This is a genomic window from Lutibaculum baratangense AMV1 (assembly GCF_000496075.1).
In the GTDB taxonomy this organism is placed as follows: domain Bacteria; phylum Pseudomonadota; class Alphaproteobacteria; order Rhizobiales; family Tepidamorphaceae; genus Lutibaculum; species Lutibaculum baratangense.
The window spans coordinates 112,214-132,190 of the sequence record NZ_AWXZ01000018.1; the positions used below are offsets into that span (position 1 = coordinate 112,214).

Annotated in this window: 22 protein-coding genes; 10 read left to right on the top strand and 12 right to left on the bottom strand. The window is 68.9% G+C overall.

What is annotated here, in order from left to right; all coding sequences use genetic code 11:
- Nucleotides 1–90 precede the first annotated feature (90 nt).
- From N177_RS07595 to N177_RS07605, 3 genes are read left to right on the top strand one after another with little or no spacing between them, the layout of a single operon-like run.
- On the top strand, nucleotides 91–1,407 hold the full coding sequence (locus tag N177_RS07595) for an NAD(P)/FAD-dependent oxidoreductase (RefSeq protein ID WP_023431705.1): 1,317 nt from the start codon (nucleotides 91–93) through the stop codon (nucleotides 1,405–1,407).
- Complete coding sequence (locus N177_RS07600) at nucleotides 1,404–2,192, top strand: DUF1365 domain-containing protein (RefSeq protein WP_023431706.1); 789 nt, start codon at nucleotides 1,404–1,406, stop codon at nucleotides 2,190–2,192. Before N177_RS07595 ends, N177_RS07600 begins: the two co-directional genes overlap by 4 nt.
- Nucleotides 2,193–2,194: 2 nt before the next feature.
- Complete coding sequence (locus N177_RS07605) at nucleotides 2,195–3,424, top strand: SAM-dependent methyltransferase (RefSeq protein WP_051402283.1); 1,230 nt, start codon at nucleotides 2,195–2,197, stop codon at nucleotides 3,422–3,424.
- A gap of 17 nt (nucleotides 3,425–3,441) precedes the next feature.
- On the opposite strand, the gene N177_RS07610 is transcribed toward N177_RS07605, so the two are convergent.
- The 3 genes from N177_RS07610 to N177_RS07620 all read right to left on the bottom strand — a co-directional run bounded on the left by N177_RS07610 (nucleotide 3,442) and on the right by N177_RS07620 (nucleotide 5,258).
- Nucleotides 3,442–3,696 carry a hypothetical protein gene (locus N177_RS07610; RefSeq protein ID WP_152527868.1) on the bottom strand — a complete coding sequence of 85 codons (255 nt, stop codon included), beginning with the start codon at nucleotides 3,694–3,696 and terminating at the stop codon, nucleotides 3,442–3,444.
- Between the two features lie 381 nt (nucleotides 3,697–4,077).
- A complete protein-coding gene (locus N177_RS07615) occupies nucleotides 4,078–4,500 on the bottom strand; it encodes a nuclear transport factor 2 family protein (RefSeq protein WP_023431708.1) in 423 nt (140 codons plus the stop codon).
- The gene (locus N177_RS07620; protein ID WP_023431709.1) at nucleotides 4,497–5,258 is read right to left on the bottom strand and encodes an SDR family NAD(P)-dependent oxidoreductase; all 762 of its coding nucleotides are present in this window, start codon (nucleotides 5,256–5,258) and stop codon (nucleotides 4,497–4,499) included. The genes N177_RS07615 and N177_RS07620 overlap by 4 nt, the downstream gene beginning before the upstream one ends.
- A gap of 137 nt (nucleotides 5,259–5,395) precedes the next feature.
- Here N177_RS07620 and N177_RS07625 point away from each other — a divergent pair, with 137 nt between their 5' ends.
- Complete coding sequence (locus N177_RS07625) at nucleotides 5,396–5,968, top strand: LemA family protein (RefSeq protein ID WP_023431710.1); 573 nt, start codon at nucleotides 5,396–5,398, stop codon at nucleotides 5,966–5,968.
- An 11-nt stretch (nucleotides 5,969–5,979) separates the two neighbouring features.
- Nucleotides 5,980–7,917 (top strand): DUF2207 domain-containing protein, encoded by a 1,938-nt coding sequence (locus tag N177_RS07630; RefSeq protein ID WP_023431711.1) that lies wholly within the window; start codon nucleotides 5,980–5,982, stop codon nucleotides 7,915–7,917.
- Nucleotides 7,918–7,928: 11 nt separating this feature from the next.
- Here the strand turns inward: N177_RS07630 and N177_RS07635 are convergent, their stop codons facing one another.
- Genes N177_RS07635 through N177_RS07640 form a run of 3 tightly spaced genes read right to left on the bottom strand, consistent with a single transcriptional unit; the run spans nucleotide 7,929 to nucleotide 9,189 of the window.
- On the bottom strand, nucleotides 7,929–8,420 hold the full coding sequence (locus tag N177_RS07635; RefSeq protein WP_023431712.1) for a ChrR family anti-sigma-E factor: 492 nt from the start codon (nucleotides 8,418–8,420) through the stop codon (nucleotides 7,929–7,931).
- Nucleotides 8,417–8,596 (bottom strand): cupin domain-containing protein, encoded by a 180-nt coding sequence (locus N177_RS20545; protein WP_023431713.1) that lies wholly within the window; start codon nucleotides 8,594–8,596, stop codon nucleotides 8,417–8,419. The genes N177_RS07635 and N177_RS20545 overlap by 4 nt, the downstream gene beginning before the upstream one ends.
- Nucleotides 8,593–9,189 (bottom strand): sigma-70 family RNA polymerase sigma factor, encoded by a 597-nt coding sequence (locus tag N177_RS07640; protein ID WP_244444248.1) that lies wholly within the window; start codon nucleotides 9,187–9,189, stop codon nucleotides 8,593–8,595. The genes N177_RS20545 and N177_RS07640 overlap by 4 nt, the downstream gene beginning before the upstream one ends.
- 303 nt (nucleotides 9,190–9,492) lie before the next feature.
- Here N177_RS07640 and proV point away from each other — a divergent pair, with 303 nt between their 5' ends.
- The 3 genes from proV to N177_RS07655 all read left to right on the top strand — a co-directional run bounded on the left by proV (nucleotide 9,493) and on the right by N177_RS07655 (nucleotide 12,654).
- Entirely contained in the window at nucleotides 9,493–10,710 is a 1,218-nt protein-coding gene (gene proV, locus N177_RS07645) for a glycine betaine/L-proline ABC transporter ATP-binding protein ProV (protein ID WP_023431715.1), read from the top strand.
- Between the two features lie 29 nt (nucleotides 10,711–10,739).
- A complete protein-coding gene (locus tag N177_RS07650; RefSeq protein WP_023431716.1) occupies nucleotides 10,740–11,693 on the top strand; it encodes an ABC transporter permease in 954 nt (317 codons plus the stop codon).
- Nucleotides 11,694–11,775: 82 nt separating this feature from the next.
- Nucleotides 11,776–12,654: a glycine betaine ABC transporter substrate-binding protein gene (locus N177_RS07655; protein WP_023431717.1), complete on the top strand. Its 879-nt coding sequence runs from the start codon at nucleotides 11,776–11,778 to the stop codon at nucleotides 12,652–12,654.
- Between the two features lie 19 nt (nucleotides 12,655–12,673).
- On the opposite strand, the gene N177_RS07660 is transcribed toward N177_RS07655, so the two are convergent.
- From N177_RS07660 to betI, 6 genes are all read right to left on the bottom strand, one after another.
- Nucleotides 12,674–13,078 carry a hypothetical protein gene (locus N177_RS07660; RefSeq protein ID WP_023431718.1) on the bottom strand — a complete coding sequence of 135 codons (405 nt, stop codon included), beginning with the start codon at nucleotides 13,076–13,078 and terminating at the stop codon, nucleotides 12,674–12,676.
- 116 nt (nucleotides 13,079–13,194) lie between these two features.
- A complete protein-coding gene (locus N177_RS07665) occupies nucleotides 13,195–13,890 on the bottom strand; it encodes an ABC transporter permease (RefSeq protein ID WP_023431719.1) in 696 nt (231 codons plus the stop codon).
- Nucleotides 13,891–13,894: 4 nt separating this feature from the next.
- Complete coding sequence (locus N177_RS07670) at nucleotides 13,895–14,599, bottom strand: ABC transporter permease (RefSeq protein ID WP_023431720.1); 705 nt, start codon at nucleotides 14,597–14,599, stop codon at nucleotides 13,895–13,897.
- A 63-nt stretch (nucleotides 14,600–14,662) separates the two neighbouring features.
- The gene (locus N177_RS07675; protein ID WP_023431721.1) at nucleotides 14,663–15,436 is read right to left on the bottom strand and encodes a transporter substrate-binding domain-containing protein; all 774 of its coding nucleotides are present in this window, start codon (nucleotides 15,434–15,436) and stop codon (nucleotides 14,663–14,665) included.
- Nucleotides 15,437–15,486: 50 nt separating this feature from the next.
- Nucleotides 15,487–16,284, bottom strand: a complete 798-nt coding sequence (locus tag N177_RS07680) for an ABC transporter ATP-binding protein (RefSeq protein WP_023431722.1) — start codon at nucleotides 16,282–16,284, stop codon at nucleotides 15,487–15,489.
- A gap of 86 nt (nucleotides 16,285–16,370) precedes the next feature.
- Nucleotides 16,371–16,997, bottom strand: a complete 627-nt coding sequence (gene betI / locus N177_RS07685) for a transcriptional regulator BetI (RefSeq protein WP_023431723.1) — start codon at nucleotides 16,995–16,997, stop codon at nucleotides 16,371–16,373.
- 102 nt (nucleotides 16,998–17,099) lie between these two features.
- Between betI and N177_RS07690 the strand changes: the two genes are divergently transcribed.
- Nucleotides 17,100–18,302 (top strand): pyridoxal phosphate-dependent aminotransferase, encoded by a 1,203-nt coding sequence (locus N177_RS07690; RefSeq protein ID WP_023431724.1) that lies wholly within the window; start codon nucleotides 17,100–17,102, stop codon nucleotides 18,300–18,302.
- 19 nt (nucleotides 18,303–18,321) lie between these two features.
- Entirely contained in the window at nucleotides 18,322–19,926 is a 1,605-nt protein-coding gene (locus tag N177_RS07695) for a 5-guanidino-2-oxopentanoate decarboxylase (RefSeq protein ID WP_023431725.1), read from the top strand.
- The last annotated feature ends 51 nt before the right edge of the window (nucleotides 19,927–19,977 follow it).

The following is a 19,977-nucleotide window of genomic DNA, read 5'->3' on the forward strand; positions in this document are numbered from 1 at the left end:
GCAGACGCCTCAGGTGATCCGGCCTGTCCGGCCCGCCGTAGACACCCACCTACGGATGTCCCCAACCGAGGCCGGAGGGCCAACTCCCACATGCGCGTCGCCGTGATCGGCTCCGGAATCTCGGGCCTCTCCGCCGCTTGGCTGCTGTCCCGCAGCGTCCGCGTGACGCTCTTCGAGCAGGAGGGGCGCTTCGGCGGCCATTCGAACACGCTCGAGGTCGCGACGCGCGATGGCGGCGTGGCGGTGGATACCGGGTTCATCGTCTACAACGAGCCGAGCTATCCGAACCTCTCGGCGCTGTTCCGGCACCTCGACGTCGAGACGGAGCCGAGCGAGATGAGCTTCGCGGTCTCCTTCGGCGGCGGCGCCTACGAATATGCAGGAAGCCTCGGGGCCTTCTTCGGACAGTGGGGGAACCTCACGCGTCCCGAGCACTGGACGCTCCTGTTCGACATCCTCCGCTTCTTCCGCGAGGGGCGGGAGCGCGAGCCGGCCGACGAGGCGCAGACGCTCGGCGAGTACCTGACGGCCCGGGGCTTCTCGGAGCGCTTCGTCGACCGCCATCTGCTGCCGATGGGCGCGGCGATCTGGTCGACGCCGGTCGCGCGCATGCTCGACTACCCGGCCGCGGCCTTCCTGCGCTTCTTCGACAATCACGGCCTCCTCAAGCTCGTCGGCCGCCCGGTCTGGCGGACCGTGTCGGGGGGCTCGCGCGAATATGTGCGGCGCGTCCTCGAGGATGTGCGGATCGAGCGCCGGGCGGGAACGCCGGTCGTGCGTGTGTGGCGTGCCGGCGGCCTCGCGCATGTCGCGGACGCCAGCGGACATGTCTCCGCCTTCGACCAGGTCGTGCTCGCCTGCCATGCCGACCAGGCGCTTCGTCTTCTGGCTGATCCGAGCCCGCTCGAGAGCGAACTCCTGGGCTCCTTCGGCTACTCGCTGAACCGCGCCCACCTGCACGGCGACGCGAGCTTCATGCCGCGGCGGCGCCGGGTCTGGGCGAGCTGGAACTACGTCACGGACCAGGAGCACCACCACGCCGAGACGTGCGTCACGTACTGGATGAACAGGCTGCAGCGCCTGCCGACGCGCGAGAACCTGTTCGTGACGCTCAACCCGGTGCGCGAGCCGGAGCGGGTACACGCCGTCGTCGACTATCACCACCCGGTCTTCGACGCGGCGGCGGTTGCGGCCCGCCGAGGGCTCTGGGACTTGCAGGGGGTCAACCACACCTGGTTCTGCGGCAGCTATTTCGGGGACGGGTTTCACGAGGACGGGATCCAGAGCGGCCTCGCCGTCGCCGAGGAACTCGGCGGTGCCCGGCGGCCGTGGCGGGTCGACAACGAGTCCGGCCGCATCCACACTGGACCACGCCACGGGGTGGGGCTTGCGGAGGCAGCCGAATGATCGATGGCGCCGCCGCCATCTACCGGTCGACCGTGACGCATCGGCGCTTCGTGCCGGTCGGGCACGAGCTGCGGTACCGGGCGACCTACATGTACCTCGACATCGACCGGCTGGACGAGGCGGCGCGGGAACTCGCCTTTTTCGGGCGGCGCCGCGGCCTCTTCGTGCTGCGCGACCGGGACCACGGGCCGGCGGGCGAGGGGAGCCTCGCGGCACGCGTCTGGCGGCTGGTCGAGGGCGTCCGGGTCGAGGCTCCGGTGAGGCGGCTGATGATGCTCTCGATGCCGCGAACCTTCGGCTATGTCTTCAACCCGCTCACGACCTATTACGGCTATGGCGACGATGGCGTCCTGCGGCTGATGATCTACGAGGTCTCGAACACGTTCGGCGAGCGCCGCCACTACGTGCTGCCGGTCGGGCAGGGCGCCGGCTTTCGCCGCGAGCAGGCGTGCGGGAAGTCGCTCTACGTCTCGCCGTTCAACGACGCCGAAGGACGCTACGACTTCACGCTGATGCCGCCCGGCGACAAGCTGCGCCTGACCGTCTCGCTCTCGAAGGGCGGGAGCCGCGTGCTGTCGGCCTATCTCGCCGGCGACCGGCGGCCCCTGAACGACCGCGAGATCGTGAGGGCGTTCGCCGGCGACCCGCTCGCGACCTACAGGGCGACGGCGGCGATCCATTGGGAGGCGCTGAAGCTGTGGCGGAAGGGGCTTCGGCTGACGCCGCGCCCGCGGGCCGGCGAACCGCCGGAGGCAACCGCCGCCATCGGGGAGCCGCAGGCGTGACGATGCGGGCGATCGGGAACGGCGAGCCGCGGGCGCTGGGGTCGCTGTCGCGCCTCGCCACGGCGGCGGTCGTCGCGGCGGCCGGCCGCTACCTCGGCGACTTCACGCCGCGCGGCCGGCTCGACATCGAGGTGCCGGACGGGCGTCGCTTCCGTTTCGAGGGCGAGCCGGACCTCGAGGCCGCGGTCGCCTTCCGGTCGCTGAAGCCGCTCTTCAACGGAGTTCGGCGCGGACAGATCGGCTTCGCCCAGTCCTATATCGACCGCGACATCGAGGCCGACGATCTCACTACCCTTCTGCGCTTCTTCCTGCGCAACGAGGCGCGGTTCGAGGCGCTGGGGCGCGGCATCTTCCGGGTGCGCCTGCCCGACCGCCTCTACCACCTGATGCGGGACAACTCGAAGCGCCAGGCACGGCGCAACATCGAGGCGCACTACGACCTGTCGAACGAGTTCTACGCGCGGTGGCTCGACCCCGGCATGACCTATTCGAGCGCCTATTTCGAGGACGGCGCGAACGATCTGGAGACGGCGCAGCGGGAGAAGTATCGCCGCATCGCCGAGGCGGCGGATCTTCGCGCAGGGGATCGGGTGCTCGAGATCGGCTGCGGCTGGGGCGGGTTCGCCGAGACCGCGGCGGGCGAGCACGACACGCATGTCCGGGGAATCACCCTGTCGCCGGCGCAGCTCTCCTACGCGCAGGCGCGGCTGTCGAAAGCGGGCCTCGACGGGCGAGCCCGGCTCGAGCTCCGCGACTACCGCGACACCGCCGGCACGTTCGACAGGATCGTGTCGATCGAGATGATCGAGGCGGTCGGCGAGGCGCACTGGCCGACCTATTTCCGCACCCTGTCCGATCGCCTGAAGACCCGCGGGACGGTGGCCATCCAGGCGATCACCATCGGCGAGCCGTTCTTCGAGGGCTATCGCCAGGGCGTCGACTTCATCCAGCGCTACATCTTTCCGGGCGGCATGCTGCCGACGAAGACGATCATCGCCGAGGAGGCGCGCAAGGCCGGGCTGGCCGTGGATGGCGTCGACACGTTCGGCCAGTCCTACGTCCGGACGCTGCAGGAATGGCGCTCGCGCTTCGAGGCCGCATGGCCGGAGATCTCGAAGCTCGGCTTCGACGAGACCTTCCGCCGCAAGTGGGAGTACTACCTCTCCTACTGCGAGGCGGGGTTCGCGGAGAAGGTCATCGACGTCGGGATCTACCGGCTCGTGAAGGCCTGAGGCCGCCGCTTAGTCTTTTAGTTTGACTGCTCTAGCAGGCGGACGCGCCCTTCGGTCACGTCCGTCTCAGCGAGGTGCATCAAGTTACCGATAACGTCGATTGGGAACCCTTGGACACTTGCGTCGAATTTCGTCTCAATGGAGACGCGGTAACTGAACATTGTCGCGACCTTCCCATCCTCATACACGCGCACCGCAATCTCATTGGCATCAGTTACAGCACGAACCTCCAGATCACGACCGTCGTGCGAAAAATAGTTGTGTTTGAGCATGATCACGTCCAGTTTCAATTTGTGGTTCTAGTTTGAGTAACGAATTCGGCATCCCGCACGGTGGTGCTTCTGGGTGTAGGGTAGAATTACATACCAGCATGCAGCAAGGAGTAAAGGATGAATAGTTCTGGTTCCTGTGAAAAATGCTCTGCGAGCAAACCTGCAGATCTAGTTTCGATTGGCGACACTGTCATAATCGAGTCCCGGGTCGGACGCGGGTATGATCGCACAACCTACTCTTTCTGGCAGTGCCCGACATGCGGGAGCGTTTGGACCAGCTATCGCGATAGCGGCGCGGGCGGTCATGGGAATTTCCACAAGCGACTGACCGAACGGTTTTTTTAGTGCCCGCTCAGATTGCAACTTCCGAATACCGTCTGCTCAGGCGGCGATGCGCTTCTTCACGGCACGCACGGCCCGTCCAAGCACGGGCATGTGCTCGTAGAGCACCCCGCCGTCCCAGAAGTCCACGTGCTCCTCGACGAGGCCCTTCTCGGACAGGCGGACATAGGTCATGCCGGGAACGGACACGCGACCGATCATCTTGCCCGCGGCCGTGAACGTGAAGCGCAGGGCGTAGATGCGCCCCCCGCCGACGATCTCCTCCACCTCGAACCCGACCTCGTCGAGCTTCTCGAACATGTCGTGGAAGACATGGGCCATGCCCTCGCGCCCGCGCACCTCGTTGAAGGGATCGACGAAGTGCACGTCGCGCTCGCACATCGCGGTCAGGTCGGCGATCGTGTCGGGGGCGAGCGTCTCCAGCGTCCTGCCGTAGCGCTCGACGATCTCGCGGTCTGTCATTGGCGTCGGGCCACCGTTCTCTGCATGATCCAGAAAAAGAGGGGATAGGGCAGGATGCGCATCAGCTTCAGCGTGTAGGCGAGCCGGCGCGGGAACACGATCTCGAAGCGCTTCGTCCGCAACCCGTCGAGAGCCCGTCTCGCGGCCGTCTCGACCGGCAGGAGGAAGGGCATCGGAAAGGTGTTGTCCTTCGTCATCGGCGTGTCGACGAAGCCCGGATTGACGACGCTGACCGTGACGCCCGTCCCGTGGAGCTCCGTGCGCAGCGCCTCCGCCAGGTTGATCAGCGCCGCCTTCGTCGGGCCGTAGGTCTCCGCCTTGATGAGGCCGACATAGCCGGCGATCGAGGCGACGATCGCGATGTGGCCGCGTCCGCGCCCCTTCATCATCGGCACGAGGACCGCGAGCGCGTTGACGACGCCCATGTAGTTGACGTCGATCCCCTGCCGGAAGTTCTGAACCTCCCACTCGCTCATGCGGAAGGGCTTCCAGACCCCGGCGCAGAGCACGGCGAGGTCGATCTCGCCCATCTCCGCCTCGATCTCGCGGACACGTGCCGCCACCGCCTCGGCATCCGCGACGTCGAGCGGATAGGCCTTCGCCTTGCCCGCCGTCTCGGCCGACAGCGCCTGAAGGCTTTCGGCTCCCCGTGCCGAGGCCGCGACGGCGGTGCCTCCTGTCGCGAGCTGCCGGGCCATCTCCCGGCCGATCCCGGAGCTCGCGCCCGTGATCCAGGCCGTGCGCCATTCGCTGCTCATGCCGGCTCCTCGTCTAGAACTGTCCCTCGTTACGAACGCAAAGCGATCGCGGATCGCCGCACGGGCTCCCGACATGCGGCTTTCAAACGAGGTCGCGGCGGGTTAGCTTCCGCCGCGAAAGGTCGGGGGGAGGCGTGATGTCTGTGCTTTGGGTGCTTCTGGTGGTGGCGGCGGCCGTCGCCGCCTATGTCGTCTATGCCTACAACCGGTTCGTGACGCTGCGCACGCGGACCGACGAAGCGTGGTCGGACATCCGGGTCCAGATGAAGCGGCGATACGACCTGATCCCCAACCTCGTCGAGACGGTGAAGGGCTACGCCGCCCACGAGGCGGGCACGCTCCAGGCGGTGGTGGAGGCGCGCAACCGGGCGATGGCCGACAGCGGCTCGCCGGAGCATCAAGCCCGGAGCGAGAACATCCTGCAGGGAGCGCTGCGGCAGCTCTTCGCGCTCGCCGAGGCCTATCCCGACCTCAAGGCGAACCAGAACTTCTCGCAGCTTCAGGCCGAGCTGACCGACACCGAGAACCGCATCAACATGTCCCGCCGCTTCTACAACGGCTCTGTGCGCGACCTGAACGTGATGGTCGAGCAGTTTCCCTCGAACCTCGTGGCGCGCCAGTTCGGCTTCGGCAAGCGCGAGTTCTTCGAGCTCGACGAGAGCGAGGCGACGGCGGCCTCGAGGCCCGTCCCCGTCTCGTTCCAGCGCTGAGGCAGGCCCGCATGCGGCGCCTCACGTCGCTCGCCTCCCTGGCGGCGATCCTCATCGCCGTCCTTCTGTCGCCGGCGGCGCTGGCGCAGGGCCGCGAGCAGATCGCGAGCTATTTCTCCCGGGTCGAGGTCCATGAGGACAACTCCGTCACCGTGACGGAGGACATCACGGTCGACGCGCTGGGGCGGGAGATCAGGCGCGGCATCTTCAGGGACATTCCGCTGGGCGGCGTCGGGCCGCTCGGCCTCGGCGGCAGCAGCTTCGAGCTTCTCGCGGCGACCCGGGACGGAGAGCCCGAGCCGAACCGGGTCGAGCGGCAGGGCGGGGAGGTGCGGATCTATCTCGGCGACGCCGGCACGCTTCTCGCGCCGGGCCGCTACCGCTACCGCATCACCTACCGGATGACGGACGTGGTGCGCCACTTCGCCGACCACGACGAGCTCTACTGGAACGCCACGGGCAATGGGTGGGGCTTCGATATCCGCGAGGCGCGCGTCCTCGTCGTGCCGCCCGAGGGGGCGCCCGTCACCGACACCTCCGTCTACACAGGCGGCTTCGGCGCGCGCGGCGCCGACGCCGTCATCGGCGAGGACGGGCGAGGCAGGCCCGTCTTCACGACGGTGCATGCCCTGCGGCCGGGCGAGGGCATCACCGTCTCGGCGTCCTGGCCGAAGGGGCATGTCGCGCCGCCGTCGGCGAGCCAGCGCCTCGCGGGATGGCTCGAGAGACACGGCGTCTATGCCGTCGCGGTTCTCACCGCGCTTCTCCTCGCGGCCTATTACGGCTTCGCCTGGCTGCGCGTCGGCCGTGATCCCCCGGCGGGGACGATCATTCCGGTCTACCATCCGACATTGCCGCCGGCGGCGATGCGCTACATCGAGCGCATGGGCCACGACAACGAATGCGTCTCGGCCGCCCTCGTCTCGCTCGCCGTGAAGGGGCGCCTGCGCATCGAGGACGTCGACGGCACCACGGTGCTGACGCGGGTTCACGACGCACCGTCCTCGAAGGTGCCGGTCTCCGACGGCGAGCAGGCGCTCCTGTCGGCGCTCTTTCTCTCCGGCGACGAGGTGACGGTCGAGAAGGCCCAGCGAAGCCGCATCCGGGCGGCGACAGCGGCCCTGAAGAGCCATCTCGACCGCACGTTCAACCGCGTCTACTTCAACCGGAACTACCTGTGGTTCGCCGGCGGCGCGGCGATCACCCTCGCCGGCATCGTGCTCGTCGTCCTGATCTCCCCGGTGGGTGCGGCCGTCATCGCCGCGGCCGGCATGCCGATCCTCGTCGCCGGCTTCTTCGCCAACGCGTTCTTCCGCGTCGTCCGCGACGCCTGGCAGGCCGTTCGGGGTGGCGAGTACCTGCGGCTCGCCCTGATGGCGATCCCCGTCGCCGTCCTCACGATCGTGCTGTCCTCCTTCGTGACGATCGGCGGCGCCTTCGTCTTCGACATCTTCTCGGTCGGGATACTGCCGGGACTGCTGATCGCCTTCATCCTCGGGATGAACCTCATGTTCTTCTTCCTCCTCAAGGCCCCGACGGCGATCGGTCGCGGGGCGCTCGACGAGATCGAGGGCACGAGGCTCTACCTCACCGTGGCGGAGGCGGACCGGCTGAAGTTCCACAACCCGCCGGACAAGACGCCCGAGCACTTCCATGAGCTTCTGCCCTACGCGCTGGCGCTCGGGGTGGAGACGGCGTGGACGAACCAGTTCCGGGCGGAGATCGCCGCCGCCCAGGCGGCCGACCCCGAGCGCGATCCCTACATGCGGCCGGGTTGGTATCGCGGCCGTGGCGGGCGCGGCTTCACGAATGTCAGGGAGATCGGCCGCATCGGCCCGACGATGGCGAGCGCGATTGCGGCCGCGAGCGTCACCCAGTCGTCGTCGGGAAGCGGGGGTGGCGGGTTCAGCGGCGGCGGAAGCGGGGGAGGTGGCGGCGGCGGCTGGTGACGCCGCCGACCTCAGAAGCCGACATAGCGCTGCACAAGCCGGCCGAAGACGCCCTTGAACCGCGTCGGCGCCTCGGTGGCGATGAGGCAGATGCAGTCGTCGTCGCTGTCGACCTTCGGCGAGTGCTCCGCGTCCTCGTCCAGATCGGCGATGTCTCCGGCGCCGTACCGGCCGGTCTCGTCGGCATAGGAGCCGGACAGAACGAGCGTCAGCTCCGTGCCGCCGTGGCCGTGCTCCGGCATGGCGACGCCCGGGCCGATCCTGAGGAGGCGCAGCGTGCCCGCCGTCTCCGGCGTGTCGAGGATATGGGTGTGCACGCCCGGAGCGAGCCAGCGCCAGCGGATCTCGTCCAGATGCGAGACGTTCAGGCGCCGGGCGAGCGGCACCGGCAGGCGCATGTCCCGCGGCTCCGCCTCTGCCCTGACGGGCTGCGGCGCCTGTCGCGCCTGTTCGTCGTTGCGCTCGAGCCGCGCCATCATGTGGGCGAGCGCGTCTGGCTTCATCGGCGCCGCCTCGACCGCCTCGAGAACCGCCCCCCGGCCTGCTGGGCGATGCGGAGGCGCTCCCGGCACTCGGGACAGAGCGCCAGGTGCGACGATACGACGAGCGACAGCGCATCGCCGAGACTGCCGGCGGCGTAGAACAGAAGGGTGGCCTCGTTGAGGTGATGGTTGATCAAAGCCGGTTCTCCAGGGCCAGCTTGAGCTTGCGGTATGCGAGCCGCATGCGTGACTTCACCGTGCCGAGAGGCAGGCTCAGCTGCTCCGCGATCTCGCGCTGCGACAGGTCGTCGACGAAGGCGAGCTGCAGGATCTGCGCCTGCTCCGGCGGCAACTCGGAGAGCGCCTCGACCACGTAGGCGCCTTCCTCCCGGGCGATCACCTGGTCGTCCTGCGCGACGGAGGCCGGCAGGTGGGACACGGAATCCTGCCCGATCTCCATGCCGTCGATATCCTCGAAGTGCTGCGAGGATTCCTTGCGCAGCCGGTCGATCCGCAGGTTGCGGGCGATCGTGAAGATCCACGTGGCGACGGAGCCGCGGGCGGGATGGTAGAGCGCGGCCTTGTTCCAGACGGCGAGCATCGTCTCCTGCATCAGGTCCTCGGCGACGTCCGGGTCCGCCCCCTTCCGGAGGAGGAGCCCCTTCACGCGCGGGCCATAGTGGACGAAGAGCGCCTGGAACGCCTCGCGGTCCCGGCTCTCGGCGATCCTCGATATCAGGCCGGCCATCTCGTCTGTCACCGCCGCGAGTGGCGGATCGCTTGCTGCCATACGTCTCGTTCCGAAGGCGAGCTGCATCGGTTGGTCGTCCCGTCCTGATAAGCACGCCACGTTACGCTTTGGCAAACCGCTTGGATCACGGGCACCGGCCGCCGCCGGGTATTTTTTGAACTCGAAGGGGTTGGCGGTGGCGGAATTGCGGCTTAAGTGGGGCATGTGCAGCGGCGCGGGGGCTGAACCGGACCTGCCTGCGACGCACGAGGCCCTCCTCGAACGAGGGAGCGGCACTGCAGCCGGGGCTCCGATGTCCCGAACTCTCGCGGCTGCGTGAACACGAACAAGAGAAGGTTGCGGATGGCCGAGGCTGAGCGGACCGGACAGGACTTGCCGCGCACCAAGGTGGAGCTGCGCCACGTCTACAAGATTTTCGGCGACCGGGTCGACGATGCGATCGAGCTCGTGAACCGGGGCGCGAAGAAGGACGCGATCTTCGCGGAGACGAATGCGACGGTCGGCGTCAACGACGCGACCTTCGAGATCCGCGAGGGCGAGATCTTCGTCGTGATGGGTTTGTCGGGCTCGGGCAAGTCGACGCTCTTGCGCCTCATCAACCGGCTGATCGAGCCGACGATGGGCGAGATCCTCGTCGACGGGAAAGACGTCACGAAGATGTCGAAGCGTGAGCTCATCGCGCTGAGGCGGCGCGACATGAGCATGGTGTTCCAGTCTTTCGCGCTCCTGCCGAACCGCACGGTGCTCGACAACGCCGCCTTCGGGCTCGAGGTCGCGGGCGTGTCGAGAGAGGAGCGCGAGGGGAAGGCGCTCGCAGCGCTCGACGCGGTGGGCCTCAAGGCGAACGCCCGCAGCAGGCCCGACGAGCTCTCGGGCGGCATGAAGCAGCGCGTCGGCCTTGCCCGGGCGCTCGCCAGCGAGCCGACGATCCTGCTCATGGACGAGGCCTTCTCGGCCCTCGACCCGCTGATCCGCACGGAGATGCAGGACGAGCTCGTGCGCCTGCAGACGGAGTCGCGACGCACCGTGATCTTCGTCAGCCACGACCTCGACGAGGCGATCCGCATCGGCGACCGCATCGCCATCATGCAAGGCGGCTCGGTCGTGCAGGTCGGGACGCCGGAAGAGATCGTGCTCGAGCCGGCGAACGACTATGTCCGCTCCTTCTTCAAGAACGTCGACGTCGCGCAGGTCTTCCGCTCCGCCCATGTCGCCAGGACGGACGAGGCGCCGGTGATCGGGCCCGGCCAGGGCGACGTGACGGCGGCCGTCGCCGAGGTCGTCGAAGGGCCCGCGGAGGTCGCGGTGGTGGTCGACGCGCAGGACCGTCTGCAGGGGCTCGCGACGCCGGCCGCGCTTGCGGGCATGCCCGAGGGGGCCTCCCCGGCGGACGTGCCGACGCAGGCGGTCGAGCCGATCCGCGCCGACACACCACTCACGGATGTCATGCGCCGCGTCGCCGAGGAGCCCCTGCCGGTTCCGGTGGTCGACGAGGACGGGCGCTATCTCGGCACCATCTCGAAATCTTCCCTGCTCGCCACGCTCGATCGCGCCGGCTGATCGCGGACGACAGGGAAAGGAGCATTCTCATGGACTGGGTCTTCCTCGACATCGGCGGCTGGGCCAACGCGATCGTCGACTACGTGCTCGACAATTTCGAGCCCGCGCTCGACGGCATCGCGGACGGTATCGGCTTCGTCGTGGGCGGCATCACGAGCGGCCTGCTCGCCGTGCCGGCCTGGCTTCTCATCCCGGCGATCGTGCTGCTCGCGCTGTGGCGGGTCGGCTGGCGCTTCGCGATCTTCACCGCGGTCGCGCTCGTGCTCGTCCTGCAGATGGCGCTGTGGCAGCAGACGATGCAGACGCTCGGCATCGTCCTGGCGGCGACCTTCATCGCCATCGCGATCGGGGTTCCCGCCGGCATCGCGATGGCGAAGAGCGAGGCGGTCGCGACCCTCCTGCGGCCCGTGCTCGACCTCATGCAGACGATGCCGGCCTTCGTCTACCTGATCCCTGCGGCGATGTTCTTCGGCATCGGCGCCGTGCCCGGCACGATCGCCACGGTCATCTTCGCGATGCCCCCCGCCGTGCGGCTGACCAATCTCGGCATACGCCAGGTCGAGCGGGAGTTCGTCGAAGCGGGCCTCGCCTTCGGCTGCACCGACCGGCAGCTTCTCTTCAAGGTCCAGATGCCGCTCGCGCTGCCGTCGATCATGGCGGGCATCAACCAGACCGTGATGCTCGCGCTGTCGATGGTGGTCATCGCCTCGATGATCGGCGCGGGCGGGCTCGGCAACACCGTCCTGACGGGGATCCAGCGGCTCGATGTCGGCCTCGGCTTCGAGGGCGGGCTCGCCGTCGTGCTCCTCGCCATCGTGCTCGACCGGATCACCCAGAGCCTCGACCGGGGCGGCGGCTTCGCGAGGCTGCGCAGCCTCATGAGCCGCACCCGGCCCGGCGAGGCCGCGGCATCGAGCGATCCGGCCACGGCGCACGGCCAGGCCGCGGCAGCCGGCCCCGACGAGGCCGCGAAGCGCGCCTGACCGGCCCGCCCGAGAGACTTTCGCCGCCGCCCCGCAGTCGGGGCGGCACAATCCACTCCGATGCACCGGCAAAGGAGACTCCATGACGAAGATGTTCCGCACATTCGCCGCCGCGACCGTTCTGGCCGCGGCCGCGTCCGGTCCCGCCCTCGCGCAGGACGGCGAGCCGATCCAGATCGGCTGGACCGCCTGGTCGGACGCCGAGTTCATGACGAAGCTCGCGCAGAAGCTCATCACCGACGAGCTCGGCCAGGAGGTCGAGCTCGTGCAGACCGATATCGCCCCGCAGTACCAGGGCCTTGCGCAGGGCGACATCGACCTGATGCTGATGGCCTGGCTGCCGGGCACGCACGCCGACTACATGGAGCGCGTCGGCGACGACGTGACCACGCTCGGCGTCCTGTACACCGACGCGAAGCTCGGCTGGGTCGTGCCGGCCTACGTGCCGGAGGACCAGCTCTCCTCGATCGAGGACCTGAAGAACGACGAGGTGGCCGACAGGCTCGGCAACCAGATCCAGGGCATCGATCCCGGTGCCGGGCTGATGCGCCTGTCCGAGCAGGCGCTCGAGGATTACGGGCTCGACGGCTACCAGCTCGTCTCCGCGTCGGGCGCCGCGATGACGGCCGCCCTCGACCGCGCGGTCCGCAACGAGGAGTGGATCGTCGTCACGGGCTGGAGCCCGCACTGGAAGTTCGGCAAGTACGACCTGCGCTATCTCGACGACCCCGAGGGCACGCTCGGCGGCACCGAGCGCGTCTACGCGCTGTCGCGGCAGGGCTTCCAGGGGGACCATCCCGAGGTCGCCAAGATGCTGATGCGCATGTGGCTGCCGCTCGACGAGCTCGAGAGCGCCATGGCGAACGCCCAGGACACCTCCTACGAGGAGGCCGTCGAGCAGTACATCGCCGACAACCAGTCGCGCGTGAACTACTGGGTGACGGGCGAGATCGGCGGGTAATCCGTCTCCGCCAGACGTCCTACCAGACCTTCAGGGGGCCGCGATCCGTCGCGGCCCCTTTCACGTCCAGAGGCACGGCCCGCGCCGGATCGGGGGCCATCCAGTCGGTCCAGCGGCTGCCGTGGGGGCCTGGGATCGCTCTCTGCTCGTGGGGCGCACCTGCCAGAGCGCTCTGCGGCTGAGCCGGCAACGGTGGAAGGGCGGAGACCCCGAGCGGGTCGATCAGGAACTTGAACAGGAAGGTCCCGGACAGGAGATAGGCCATCACCACCGTGAGCTGCGGCTTGCGGTGACGCCAGAAGAGGTAGCCGAACCAGAGATTGAGCGCGCCGTAGTAGAGCGGGACGAGCGCGGGGTTCGAAAACGACCACAGTACCGACGGCGGACCAACGAGAAGGAAGGCTGCAAGAAGGGCGACCAGCATGTCCTGCTCCGGGACGATCGGGGCTCTCTAGGGTTCCTGCCCGTCCGGCATGCGCGAGCCGTGCCATATGGCGCGCGCAACCGTGCCGACATTAGCACATCGTTAACGCTGAGGCGTCAGAGACCACGCCGGCTCGGCACCCGTCGCTCGATCAGCCGGAACGCGACGGCGATCACGAAGGCGCAGAGAACGTAGACCGCCGCCACGAACAGGAGCGGCTCGTAGGTGAGGAACGTCTCCGACCGCACCACGTTCGCGGCGCCGAACAGGTCGATCACGGTGACGGTGGCGGCGAGCGGCGTCGACTTGAGGAGCAGGATCGCCTCGCCCGACAGGGCCGGCAACGAGACCTGCAGGGCGCGCGGCAGCCAGATCCGCCGCAGGATCCGGCTGCGTCGCATCCCGAAGGCGCGCGCCGCCTCGATCTCTCCGCGCGGCACCGCCAACAGCCCGCCGCGGATGATCTCGCCCTGATAGGCGGCGACGGAGATCGTGAAGGCGAAGGTCGCGTACCAGAAGCCGTCGCGGAGATAGGGCCACAACGGCCCGTAGCGGATGGCCGGGATGTCGGCCATGAGGCTGCCGAGGCCGTAATAGACGAGGTAGAGCTGGACGAGGAGCGGGGTGCCCCGGATCGTCGTCGTGAAGGCGCGGCTGAGCCCGGCGAGGATCCGTCCGCCGGCGACCTGCGCCAGCGCCACCGGAATGGCGAGGAGGAAGCCGAAGACGCCCGAAAGCGCGACCAGCCACAGCGTTCGCCAGAAGCCCTCGACGAGCAGCGGCCAGTATCGGGGGAGCCAATCGAAATCCATGGGATCACGCCGCGGGGATGCCGCGGCGGACGCGCCGCTCGATGAGACGGAAGGCGCCGTTCGAGACGAGGGTCATGGCGAGATAGATCGCGCCGACGACGCAGTAGAAGAAGAAGTAGTGGCGGGTCGCTCCGGCGGCCTGCTTGCCGACATAGAGGAGCTCGGAGATGCCGACGATCGAGATGAGCGCGGTGTCCTTCAGAAGGATGAGCCAGAGATTGGCGAAGCCGGGCAGGGCGATCGGCAGGAGCGCGGGGATGACGATGCGCCTCAGCCGCAGCGACGGCGACATGCCGAACGCCCGGGCGGCCTCGATCTGGCCGACGGGAATGGCTTCGATCGCGCCGCGGATGACCTCCGTCTGGTAGGCCCCCTGCACGACGCCGAGGACGGCGATGGCCGCCGCGAAGCCCGAGACCTGCACCGCACCGGGGAACCCGAGTGCGATGAGCGCCATCTCGAGCATCGTCGAGCCGCCGTAGAACAGGAGGATGATCAGGAGAAGCTCCGGCACCGCGCGCACGAGGGTGGTGTAGACCTCGCCGGCGCCCGCGAGTACGGGACTGCCGCTGAGCTTCGCCGCCGCGCCGAGAAGGCCGAGGGCGAGCCCGATCGCATAGGAGAGGAGGGCGATCTGGAGCGTGAGGAGCGCGCCCCTCAGGAGGGCGCCGCCCCAGCCGGGCGGAGTGAGCTGCAGGAGATCGAGCATGTCGGTGTGCGGAGGCCTGGCGGAGCGCCGGCCCCGGCCCGAAGGCCGCGGCCGGCGCCGCGCTCACTCTCGGCCGCCGTAGATGTCGAACTCGAAATACTGGCCGGCGATCTCGTCGTACCTGCCGCTCTCGAGCAGCGCGGCGATCGCGTCGTTCACATCAGCCTGAAGGTCGTCGTCCTCCTTGCGCAGGCCCACGCCGATCCCCTCGCCGAAGGCTTCGTCCTCCGGCGCCACGGCCTTCACCTCGAACTGCGACCCCTCTGGCGTCTTGACGTACTCGACCATCGCCGCCTGGTCCGCGAGCATCACGTCGATGCGGCCGGCGGCGAGATCGGCGTTCACCTCGTCCTGGGTGTTGTAGAGCTTGATCTCGGCATCGGGATACGCCTTCCGGACGTAGGCGGCCGATGTGGTGCCGGACTGCACGCCCAGGACCAGGCCGCCGAGATCGGCGCTGTCGGTGTCGACCTCGACGGGGGCCGGCGCGACGAAGGCGGCGGGCGTGTAGTAGTAGCGATCGGAGAAGTCGATCACCTTCTGTCGTTCCTCGGTGATCGACATCGATCCGACGATCATGTCGATCTTGCCGCTCGTCAGCGCCGGGATGATGCCGTCCCAGGCGACGGGCGTCGTCACGCATTCGCGCCCCATCTCCTCGCAGATCGCCTGGCCGATCTCGATGTCGAAGCCCGACCAGTTGCCGGCGGAATCGACGGAGGAGAAGGGCGGGTAGGGCTCGGCCGCGACGCCCACCTTCAGCGGCTCCTGCGCGAAGGCGCCGGGCGCCATCGCCAGCGAGAGGGCTGCGGCCGCAGCGAGTATCGTCTTCTTCATCGTTCGCTTCCTTTCGTTCTTGCCTCTGGTTCGTTCCGCACGGGCGGGATTCACTGCGGGTGGGACGCACGCGACAGGAAGGCGCGGCAGCGCTCGCTCGAGGTCTGGCGGAAGACCTTGTCCGGCGCGCCTTCCTCCTCAACGAGCCCTTCGTGCAGGAACATGACGTGGGTCGAGACGTCGCGCGCGAAGGCCATCTCGTGGGTGACGAGGATCATCGTCCGCCCTTCCTCCGCCAGGGACTGGATCACCTTCAGCACCTCGCCGACGAGCTCGGGGTCGAGAGCTGAGGTCGGCTCGTCGAAGAGCATCACGTCCGGCTGGACCGCGAGCGCCCTCGCGATGGCGGCGCGCTGGCACTGTCCGCCGGACAGGAAAGCGGGGTAGGCGTCGCGTTTCTCGTAGAGCCCCACCCTGCCGAGCAGCTCCTCGGCCTGTTCGACGGCTTCCTTGCGCGGCACGCCCAGCACGTGGACCGGTGCTTCGATGACGTTGCCGAGCACGGTCATGTGCGGCCACAGGTTGAAGCTCTGGAAGACCATGGCGAGGCGGGTGCGGATGCGCTCGACCTGGCGGCGGTCGGCCGGGACCGGCTCGCCCCGCCGCTCCGTGAGGCGGATCTCCTCGCCGTTGATCGCGATACGACCGCGATCCGGCACCTCGAGGAGGTTGATGCAGCGCAGGAAGGTGGACTTCCCGGACCCGGACGCGCCGATGATCGAGACGACGTCTCCATCGCGCGCGGAGAGCGAGATTCCCTTCAGCACCTCGAGCTCGCCGAAGCTCTTGTGGAGGTCGTCGACCGCGACGGCGGGTGCCTTGGTCTCTGTCTCGTTCGCTTGCTGCACGCGTTCCCGTCGCCGCTCGCGAGCGGCGGCTCCCCGTCCTGTCTCCCTCACATGGTGTAGGGACGTTAGCAGATTTGAACAGATGTTCAACAGTGGCCGGTCGCCGTGCCGACGAAGCCGTCGATCCAGCGCTCGGTCATGGCGATGCCCTCGTCGGGCGTGAAGGTCGTCGCGTTGAGGCACCATTCGAGCCACAGGCCGTCGAGCAGGGCGGAGAGGCCGATCGCCGCGAGGCGGGCGTCGAAGCCCTCGATGCCGCGCGCCGCCGCGAGGTCCGCGAGCAGGCGCTCGAGAAGGCTGCGATAGTCGCCGTAGGTCGTGTCGTGCACCTCCTGGACGCGGACGGAGCGCGTGGAGAGGCTCCAGAAGGCGAGCCAGACCTTGAAGAGGTCGGGGTTGAGGACCTGGCCGGAGAACGACGCTCTGACGAAGGCGGAGAGCCGGCCGCGCGCATCGGACGCCGGCACCCGGTCCACCTCCGCCTGCATGGCGGCGAGGAGCTCCGACGCGGCCGAGTGGTACGCGTCCGCGATCAGGTCGTCCTTGTGGCGGTAGTAGTGGTTGATGAGCCCGAGGGAGACGCCGGCCTCGGCCGCGATGGTGCGCGTCGAGAGCCCGTCCGCCCCGTGCTGCGCGAGGCATCGCAGCGCCGCGTCGATGAGGAGGCGGCGCCGGTCGTCCGCGCTCCTGCGGTTGAACTTCGGTTCGCCCATCCGCCGACAGATCCTCCCTCGCCGTCGCCCGCAATGTCCGTCTTGAACGTTTGTTCAACTATGCTAGGTGTGGCGGGTGTCAGTCAATCGCGGGGGCCGGAGATGCGGTTTGCCGAGAGAGTCGATCGCCTGAGCGGCGATGGGCCGGCGGCGTGGGCGATCCACAGCGAGGCCGTTCGCGCCCGGGCGAGGGGCGAGGACGTGATCGTCATGAGCGTCGGCGATCCGGACTTCGCGACGCCCGACCGGGTCACGGAGGCCGGCGTCCGGGCGCTGCGACAGGGCGACACGCATTATACCGAGATCAAGGGCCGGCCGGCGCTGAGGTCGGCCATCGCCGCCGAGACGATGCGCAATGGCGGTCCGCAGGTGACGGCCGACAACGTGATCGTCATGGCCGGCGCGCAGAACGCGCTGTTCGCCGCGGCGATGTGCCTGTTCTCCCCCGGTGACGAGGTGATTGCGCTCGATCCGATGTACGTGACCTACGAGGCGACGGTCGCGGCCGCCGGCGCGAAGCTCGTCCGGGTGCCGGCGCGCGCCGACGGGACGTTCCGCCCCGATCTCGCGGCGCTCGAGGCCGCGGTGACGCCGCGCAGCCGGGCGATCCTGATCGCCACCCCGAACAACCCTTCCGGCGTCGCCCTCGACCAGGCGGAGATCGAGGCGATCGCCGAGGTGGCGCGGCGCCACGACCTGTGGGTCGTGTCGGACGAGGTCTATGCCGAGCTGATCTTCGACGGCGGCCACCGCTCCATCGCGGCGCTGCCGGGCATGGCCGGGCGCACCGCCACCGTCTCGAGCCTCTCGAAGTCGCAAGCGATGACGGGCTGGCGCGCGGGATGGCTCGTCGGTCCGACCGAGCTCGTCTCGCATGTCGAGAACCTGTCGCTCTGCATGCTCTACGGCTCTCCCGGCTTCGTGCAGGAGGCGGCCGTCATGGCGCTGACGGAGGCTCGCGACGAGATGGGCCGCATGCGGGAGATCTACCGCCGCCGCCGAGACCTCGTGCTCGAGGGCCTGACGGGCGTGCCGGGCATCAGGACGGTGGCGCCGCAGGCGGGGATGTTCCTGCTCCTCGACGTGCGCGAGACCGGGATGAGCGCGCTCGACTTCGCGTGGGCGCTCTACAGGGAGACCGGCGTCTCCGTGCTCGACGGCGCGGCCTTCGGCACCTCGACCTCCGGCCATGTGCGACTTTCCTATACGCTCGGGGAGGACAGGCTTCGCGAGGGCTGCGCGCGGATCCGCAGCTTCGCCGAGAGCCTGGGCCACAACGCGGCGACCCGCACGGCGGGCGCCTAGAAGAAACAAGGAGGGGAGGATGACGCGCAGCGTCGGCGAATACCTCGTGGCGTGCCTGGAGGCCTATGGCGTGGAGATCGTCTTCGGCATCCCCGGCGTCCACACGGTCGAACTCTATCGCGGCCTGGCCGACAGCCAGATCCGGCACGTCACCCCGCGGCACGAGCAGGGGGCGGGCTTCATGGCCGACGGCTACGCCCGCGCCACCGGAAAGCCCGGCGTCTGCTGGGTCATCACCGGCCCCGGCCTGACGAACATCGCCACGGCCGTCAGCCAGGCGCGCCAGGATTCCATTCCGATGCTCGTCATCTCGAGCGCCAACCGGAAGGGCGACCTCGGCCGCCGCACGGGCGCCCTGCACGAGCTCGCCGACCAGCGCCAGGTGGCGCAGAGCCTGTTCGTCGAGACGCACAGGCTGCTCGACGTCGCCGAGCTGCCCGCCGCGCTCGCGCAGGCCTTCGCGGTCTTCGAGGGCGGGCGGCCCGGCCCTGTCCACATCGAGCTGCCCCTCGACCTCCTGTCGCAATCGACGACCTCGCTCAAGGTGCCGCCGCCGCATCGGCGGTTGCCGGCGGTCTGCCCCTCGGGCGCCTCTCTCGACGAGGCCGCGGCCCTGATGAAGGCGGCGCGGCGGCCGGTGATCCTCGCCGGCGGCGGCGCGCGCTTCGCCGCCTCGGCGCTGCGCGACCTGGCGGAGGCGCTCGATGCGCCGGTCGTCACGACGGTCAACGGCCGCGGGCTTCTGCCACCCGATCACCCGCTGAACGTTCCCGCCAGCCCGTCGCTCCCGAGCGTGCGCGATTTCCTCTCGGAGGCCGACCTCGTCGTGGCCGCGGGGACGGAGTTCGGGCCGACGGACTACGACATGTACGGCGACGGCCGGTTCGTCCTGGACGCGAAGCTGATCCGGATCGACATCGACCCGCAGCAGCTGTTCCGAAACGTCGTTCCCGACATCGCGCTCCCGGGCGAGGCCGCCGCGATCCTCTCCGCGCTCGCCGAGCGGACCGAGGCGGTCTCGCGCGAGGGCGCCGCGCGTGCGTCCGCCGCCCGTGCCGCCGCCGAGGCCGACCTCAAGCCCGGCATGCGTCAGCTCGTGTCCATCCTCGATATGATACGGACGACCCTTCCGCGCGCGCGCATCGTCGGCGATTCCACCCAGGCGATCTACGCCGGCAATCTCTCGTTCGCCCCCGACGAGCCCGGCGGCTGGTTCAACTCCGCCACCGGCTACGGCACGCTCGGCTACGCCCTGCCGGCCGCCATCGGGGCGAAGATCGGGGCGCCCGACGTACCCGTCGTCTGCCTCGTCGGCGACGGCGGCCTTCAGTTCGCCCTCGGGGAGATCGGGTCGGCGCTCGATGCCGGGGTGCCGGTGATCATCCTGGTGTGGAACAATTCGGGCTACGGCGAGATCAAGAGCTACATGATCGAGCAGGCGATCGAGCCCGCGGGGGTCGATCTCGCCACGCCCGACTTCGTCGCTCTTGCCGAAGCGTACGGGATCGAGGCCGAGCGGGTCGAGGCGGAGACGGCGCTGCAGGAGGCGTTGTGGCGGGCAGCCGGCCGGCGCTCCCCGAGCCTCATCGAGCTCGTCGAGGACATGATCATGACCGGCCGCTGAGGGCGCGGGAATGCGTAACTAACCTGGAATTCGATGCGTCCCTGTGGAAGC

Excerpts from the sequence above, each read along its gene's own strand:
- N177_RS07655 (WP_023431717.1), top strand. The coding sequence starts at position 11,776 with ATGACGAAGATGTTCCGCACATTCGCCGCCGCGACCGTTCTGGCCGCG.
- N177_RS07605 (WP_051402283.1), top strand. The coding sequence starts at position 2,195 with ATGCGGGCGATCGGGAACGGCGAGCCGCGGGCGCTGGGGTCGCTGTCG.
- N177_RS07615 (WP_023431708.1), bottom strand. The coding sequence starts at position 4,500 with ATGACAGACCGCGAGATCGTCGAGCGCTACGGCAGGACGCTGGAGACG.
- N177_RS07600 (WP_023431706.1), top strand. The coding sequence starts at position 1,404 with ATGATCGATGGCGCCGCCGCCATCTACCGGTCGACCGTGACGCATCGG.
- N177_RS07665 (WP_023431719.1), bottom strand. The coding sequence starts at position 13,890 with ATGGATTTCGATTGGCTCCCCCGATACTGGCCGCTGCTCGTCGAGGGC.
- N177_RS07670 (WP_023431720.1), bottom strand. The coding sequence starts at position 14,599 with ATGCTCGATCTCCTGCAGCTCACTCCGCCCGGCTGGGGCGGCGCCCTC.
- N177_RS07620 (WP_023431709.1), bottom strand. The coding sequence starts at position 5,258 with ATGAGCAGCGAATGGCGCACGGCCTGGATCACGGGCGCGAGCTCCGGG.
- N177_RS07630 (WP_023431711.1), top strand. The coding sequence starts at position 5,980 with ATGCGGCGCCTCACGTCGCTCGCCTCCCTGGCGGCGATCCTCATCGCC.
- N177_RS07640 (WP_244444248.1), bottom strand. The coding sequence starts at position 9,189 with ATGGCAGCAAGCGATCCGCCACTCGCGGCGGTGACAGACGAGATGGCC.
- betI (WP_023431723.1), bottom strand. The coding sequence starts at position 16,997 with ATGGGCGAACCGAAGTTCAACCGCAGGAGCGCGGACGACCGGCGCCGC.
- N177_RS07650 (WP_023431716.1), top strand. The coding sequence starts at position 10,740 with ATGGACTGGGTCTTCCTCGACATCGGCGGCTGGGCCAACGCGATCGTC.
- proV (WP_023431715.1), top strand. The coding sequence starts at position 9,493 with ATGGCCGAGGCTGAGCGGACCGGACAGGACTTGCCGCGCACCAAGGTG.
- N177_RS07690 (WP_023431724.1), top strand. The coding sequence starts at position 17,100 with ATGCGGTTTGCCGAGAGAGTCGATCGCCTGAGCGGCGATGGGCCGGCG.
- N177_RS07660 (WP_023431718.1), bottom strand. The coding sequence starts at position 13,078 with ATGCTGGTCGCCCTTCTTGCAGCCTTCCTTCTCGTTGGTCCGCCGTCG.
- N177_RS07625 (WP_023431710.1), top strand. The coding sequence starts at position 5,396 with ATGTCTGTGCTTTGGGTGCTTCTGGTGGTGGCGGCGGCCGTCGCCGCC.
- N177_RS07695 (WP_023431725.1), top strand. The coding sequence starts at position 18,322 with ATGACGCGCAGCGTCGGCGAATACCTCGTGGCGTGCCTGGAGGCCTAT.
- N177_RS07610 (WP_152527868.1), bottom strand. The coding sequence starts at position 3,696 with ATGCTCAAACACAACTATTTTTCGCACGACGGTCGTGATCTGGAGGTT.
- N177_RS07595 (WP_023431705.1), top strand. The coding sequence starts at position 91 with ATGCGCGTCGCCGTGATCGGCTCCGGAATCTCGGGCCTCTCCGCCGCT.
- N177_RS07675 (WP_023431721.1), bottom strand. The coding sequence starts at position 15,436 with ATGAAGAAGACGATACTCGCTGCGGCCGCAGCCCTCTCGCTGGCGATG.
- N177_RS07635 (WP_023431712.1), bottom strand. The coding sequence starts at position 8,420 with ATGAAGCCAGACGCGCTCGCCCACATGATGGCGCGGCTCGAGCGCAAC.